This window comes from Mycobacterium sp. E1386, assembly GCF_001672745.1.
Taxonomy (GTDB): Bacteria; Actinomycetota; Actinomycetes; order Mycobacteriales; family Mycobacteriaceae; genus Mycobacterium.
In genome coordinates this window covers 1-4,690 of record NZ_LZKH01000253.1, presented here as the reverse complement: position 1 = coordinate 4,690, position 4,690 = coordinate 1, and the positions used below count along the sequence as shown (strand labels likewise).

At 68.7% G+C, this 4,690-nt stretch carries 6 protein-coding genes; all 6 read right to left on the bottom strand.

The window, feature by feature from the left end:
- A partial coding sequence (locus A5709_RS25450) for a lysine--tRNA ligase (protein WP_067949804.1) occupies nucleotides 1–1,358 on the bottom strand: 1,358 nt, incomplete at its 3' end.
- A 48-nt stretch (nucleotides 1,359–1,406) separates the two neighbouring features.
- Nucleotides 1,407–2,222: a type III pantothenate kinase gene (locus tag A5709_RS25445; protein ID WP_068123429.1), complete on the bottom strand. Its 816-nt coding sequence runs from the start codon at nucleotides 2,220–2,222 to the stop codon at nucleotides 1,407–1,409.
- A gap of 2 nt (nucleotides 2,223–2,224) precedes the next feature.
- Nucleotides 2,225–2,644, bottom strand: a complete 420-nt coding sequence (gene panD / locus A5709_RS25440; RefSeq protein ID WP_068123427.1) for an aspartate 1-decarboxylase — start codon at nucleotides 2,642–2,644, stop codon at nucleotides 2,225–2,227.
- Nucleotides 2,644–3,582, bottom strand: coding sequence for a pantoate--beta-alanine ligase (panC, locus tag A5709_RS25435; protein WP_068123424.1), 939 nt, complete (start codon nucleotides 3,580–3,582; stop codon nucleotides 2,644–2,646). The genes panD and panC overlap by 1 nt, the downstream gene beginning before the upstream one ends.
- Nucleotides 3,579–4,490 carry a Rossmann-like and DUF2520 domain-containing protein gene (locus tag A5709_RS25430; protein ID WP_067949810.1) on the bottom strand — a complete coding sequence of 304 codons (912 nt, stop codon included), beginning with the start codon at nucleotides 4,488–4,490 and terminating at the stop codon, nucleotides 3,579–3,581. Before A5709_RS25430 ends, panC begins: the two co-directional genes overlap by 4 nt.
- A gap of 115 nt (nucleotides 4,491–4,605) precedes the next feature.
- Nucleotides 4,606–4,690: hypothetical protein (locus A5709_RS29025; protein WP_231987072.1), on the bottom strand; the 85-nt coding region annotated here is incomplete at its 5' end.

The window sequence follows — 4,690 nt, the reverse complement described above, 5'->3', positions numbered from 1 at the left end:
TCGAGCACCATGGCTTCGTCGTCGCCGGCCGCCGCGGCGCGGGCCTGCGCGGCGAATCTCTCCCGCTGCACGACGGGGTCGTTCAATTCGGAGTACCCGGTGGCCAGTTCCACGCCGCGCACGTAGAGGTCCCACTTCTCGGTCACCCCGGGGATGCTGCGGTGCTGACGCGTCAAAGGCGTTGTCTCAACCGGAAAGTCCCGCACGAAGGTCGGCGCGGTCAGCGTGTCCCCCACCGTGTGCTCCCAGAGTTCCTCGACGAGCTTTCCGTGCCCGTAGCCGCGATCGCGGGCGATCTCGACTCCGAGCCGGTCCGCGATGGCCCACAGCCGCTCCACCGACGTCTCGGGGGTGATCTCTTCACCGAGTGCCGCGGACAGCGACGGGTACATTTGAATCGACGCCCATTCTCCGTCTATGTCGTAGACACTCCCGTCGGGCAGCGGTAGTTGTCGGGTTCCGATCGCCTCATCGGCGACCTCTTGAATAAGCTCACGCGTGACGACCGCCGAATCGTCATAGGTTCCGTACGCCTGGTAGGTCTCCAGCATGGAGAATTCCGGAGAATGCGTGGAATCGGCGCCTTCGTTTCGGAAGACTCGATTTACTTCGAAGACCTTGTCAAAACCCCCGACGATGCAGCGCTTGAGGAACAGTTCCGGCGCGATCCGCAGGTACAGATCCATGTCGAGAGCATTGGAATGCGTGACGAACGGTCGCGCCGCCGCGCCCCCCGCCAGCGTCTGCAACATAGGCGTTTCGACTTCGAGAAACCCGCGCCGTTCGAGCGAGTTGCGAATCGCGCGGACGACGGCGATCCGCTGCCGCGCCACCGTCCTGGCCTGGGGCCGGACGATGAGGTCGACGTAACGCTGGCGCACCCGCGCCTCTTCGCTCATCTCCTTGTGGGCCACCGGCAGCGGTCGCAACGATTTCGCCGCCATTTGCCACGAATCGGCCAGAACGGATAATTCGCCGCGGCGTGAGCTGATCACGTTGCCGTGCACGTAAACGATGTCCCCGAGGTCGACGTCGGCCTTCCACGCCTCGAGCGCTTCGGGGCCCACCCTGTCGAGGCTGATCATCACCTGCAGGCTGGTGCCGTCGCCCTCCTGGAGTGTCGCGAAGCACAATTTCCCGGAGTTGCGCGCGAACATCACCCGGCCCGCGATGCCGACGACGTCGTCGGTGGCGGTGTCGATCGGCAGGTCGGGATGGTCGGCGCGTACCTGCGCCAGGGTGTGGGTGCGTTCGATCGCGACCGGATACGGTTCGCGACCCTCCGCCAACAAGCGAGCGCGCTTGTCCCGGCGGATGCGGAACTGCTCGGGCAGGTCTGCTGGGTCGGCGTCACTCACGACGTGCCAGCTTAAATGACTGGTCTTTGAGCTTGCGTTGACGCCGTCTCAGCGCGCGGTTTTCAGCCGACCGCGCTGGGTGTCCCGGTTGCGTTCGAACACCAGGCGCAGTCCCTGCAGGGTCAGATGCTGGTCGAAATGGCTGGCCGTGTGCAGCTCGGGCAGCAGCAGCGGCGCCGTGTGGCCGGTCGCCACCACCGCCACGTCGTCGCCGGCGAAGCCCTCGACGTCCTCGCGAATGCGCCCGACCAGACCGTCGACCAGCCCGGCGAAGCCGAATACGGCTCCGGCCTGCATGCATTCGACGGTGTTCTTGCCCACCACCGAACGGGGGCGGGACAGCTCAACCCGGCGCAGGGCGGCGGAGCGGGCCGCGGCGGCGTCCGAGGAGACCTGCACGCCCGGCGCGATCGCGCCGCCGAGAAATTCGCCCTTGGCCGACACCACGTCCACGCAGATCGATGAGCCGAAGTCGATCACGATGGCGGCGCTTTGAAAGCGGTGAAATGCGGCCAGGCAGTTGACGATTCGGTCGGCGCCTACTTCTTTCGGGTTGTCGACGAGCAGCGGGATGCCGGTGCGCACACCGGGCTCGATCAACACGTGCGGCACCGACGGCCAGTACTGGTCGAGCATGATCCGCACCTCGTGCAGCACCGACGGGACGGTGGACAGGGCGGCCGCGCCGGTGAGCCGCTCGGAGTCGTCGCCGATCAGGCCGTCGATGGTCAGGGCCAGCTCGTCCGCGGTCACCTCGGACTCGGTCCGGATCCGCCAGTGCTGCACGACCTTTGCGTGCTCCTTGGACCCGGAGATCAGCCCGACCACGGTGTGGGTGTTACGGACGTCGATGGCCAGCAGCACGGCTACCGCGCAACGATTCGGGGATCCAACAGCTCGGCGGCATCCGCGGGCACGAAGGCCGGGTCGTTGCCCAGGTCGATCGGTTTGTTGTCGGCGTCGACGAACACGATCCGCGGCTCATACGACCGCGCCTCGGCCTCTTCCATGGTCCCGTACGCGATCAGGATAACCAGGTCGCCGGGGTGCACGAGATGCGCTGCGGCGCCGTTGATTCCGATCACACCGCTGCCGCGCTCCCCGGTGATCGCGTAGGTCACCAGGCGGGCACCGTTGTCGATGTCGACGATGGTCACCTGCTCGCCCTCGAGCAGGTCCGCGGCGTCCATCAAATCGGCGTCGATGGTCACCGAGCCGACGTAGTGCAGGTCAGCCTGGGTGACGGTGGCGCGGTGGATCTTCGACTTGAGCATCGTCCGTAGCATCAATTCCTCCAAGATGATTCACGGGTGTCCCGATATCCGTCCGGCCCCACGGGTGCCGGCGAAGTTTCGATCTCGATCGAGATGTTGTCCAGCAGCCTGGTGCTGCCCAGCCGGACGGCGACGAGCAACCGGCCGGTTCTGTTGCCGCCCAACGGGCCCAGGTCCGGGTCGCGCAATTCGAGGTAGTCGACCGTGAGCTCGGGCACCGCCTCGAGCACCGCGCGCGCCGCGTCCAGTGCGGCCTCCGGCCCGGCGTCGGCGGCGTGCGCCGCCGCCGTCAGCGCCGCCGACACCGCCACGGCCGCCTCACGCTGCCCCGGGTCGAGGTAGCGGTTGCGCGACGACATGGCTAGCCCGTCGGCTTCGCGGACGGTGGGCACGCCGACCACCGCGACGTCGAGGTTCAGGTCGGCGACCATTTGCCGAATCAGCACCAGTTGCTGATAGTCCTTCTCGCCGAAGAACACTCGGTCCGGGCGCACGATCTGCAGCAGCTTGCACACCACGGTCAGCACGCCGGCGAAGTGGGTCGGCCGCGGACCGCCCTCGAGGTCGGCGGCCAGCGGACCGGGCTGCACGGTGGTGCGCAGGCCGTCGGGATACATGGCCGCCGCCGTCGGCGCGAATACGATTTCGACGCCTTCGCCGCGCAGCAGCGCCAGGTCGTCGTCCAGGGTCCGCGGATAGGCGTCGAGGTCTTCCCCGGCGCCGAACTGGAGCGGGTTGACGAAGATCGAGACCGCGACCACCGAGCCGGGTACCCGCTTGGCGGCGCGCACCAGGGTGAGGTGGCCGTCGTGCAGGGCGCCCATCGTCGGCACCAACATCACCCGGCGGCCGGTGTGGCGCAGAGCGCGGCTGACGTCGCTGACGTCGCGCGGCCGCGAGTAGACGTTGAGTTCGCCGGCCTTGAAGGCGGGCGGCTTGCCTGGTCTCATCCCGCCAGGACCTCGACGACGTCGGCGGGGGCGTGGGCCCGCCGGGCGGTCCGCAGGGCGTTCACCCGGTACGCCTGCGCCAGTTCCGGGTCGACCCGGTTGAGCGCGCCGAGGTGCTCGGCGACCGCGGCGGCGTCGCCGCGCGCGACCGGACCGGTCAGCGCGGCCTGCCCGCGTTGCAGGGTGTTCTCCAGCGCCGCCCGGGCCAGCGGGCCGACGATGCGTTCGGCGATCCCGCCCGGCTGGTCGTCGACGGACTGTTGACCGAGCAGTTCGCTGCCGCGCAGCGCGGCCCGCAACGCTTCGAGCGCATCGGCGAGCACCGTCACCAGGTGGTTGCCCGCATGCGCCAGGGCGGCGTGGTAGAGCACCCGCGCCTCCTCACGCACGCAGAACGGTTCGCCGCCCATCTCGAGGACGAGCGACTGCCCGATCGCATAGCCCACCTCGTCGGCCGCGGTGATGCCGAAGCAGGTATCAGGCAGCCTGCTGATGTCCTCATCGGAGCCGGTGAACGTCATCGCCGGGTGGATCGCGAGCGGAATGCACCCGTCCTGGGTCAGCGGCGCAAGAATGCCCACCCCGTTGGCGCCCGACGTGTGGGCGACGATCGTGCCCGGCCGCACCGACGACGTCGCAGCCAGCCCGGACACCAGGCCGGCGAGTTCGCTGTCGGGAACGGCCAGCAGCAGTAGCTCGGCGTCGGCGGCCACCTCCGGCGGGGACACCACCGGGGTATCGGGCAGCCAACGCTGCGCCCGCTGGCGGGACGCGTGGGAGATGGCGCTGCACGCGACCACGACGTGGTCGGCGCGCTCGAGCGCGACCCCGAGCGCGGTGCCGACCCGGCCGGCGGAGATGACGCCCACCTTGAGCCTGGCCGGGCGCAAACCGTCGAACTGCACCATCGCAGACGACCTCACAGATTTCTTCGTTCGTTCCGGTCCCACGTCGTGGGTACCGTTCGGTCACTAAAACTGTAGTCGATTACCGGGCGGCACCCAATGTGAGGAAGCTCCCAGCTCAGCCGTCGCGTCGGCGGCGCCGGCCGCCCTCGGACGGCTGCACCTGCAGCCGCGCCAGCAGGTCGGCAACCGACTGGCCGCCG

Coding starts and splice junctions, on each gene's coding strand:
- panC (WP_068123424.1), bottom strand. CDS start 3,582: ATGAGACCAGGCAAGCCGCCCGCCTTCAAGGCCGGCGAACTCAACGTC.
- panD (WP_068123427.1), bottom strand. CDS start 2,644: ATGCTACGGACGATGCTCAAGTCGAAGATCCACCGCGCCACCGTCACC.
- A5709_RS25430 (WP_067949810.1), bottom strand. CDS start 4,490: ATGGTGCAGTTCGACGGTTTGCGCCCGGCCAGGCTCAAGGTGGGCGTC.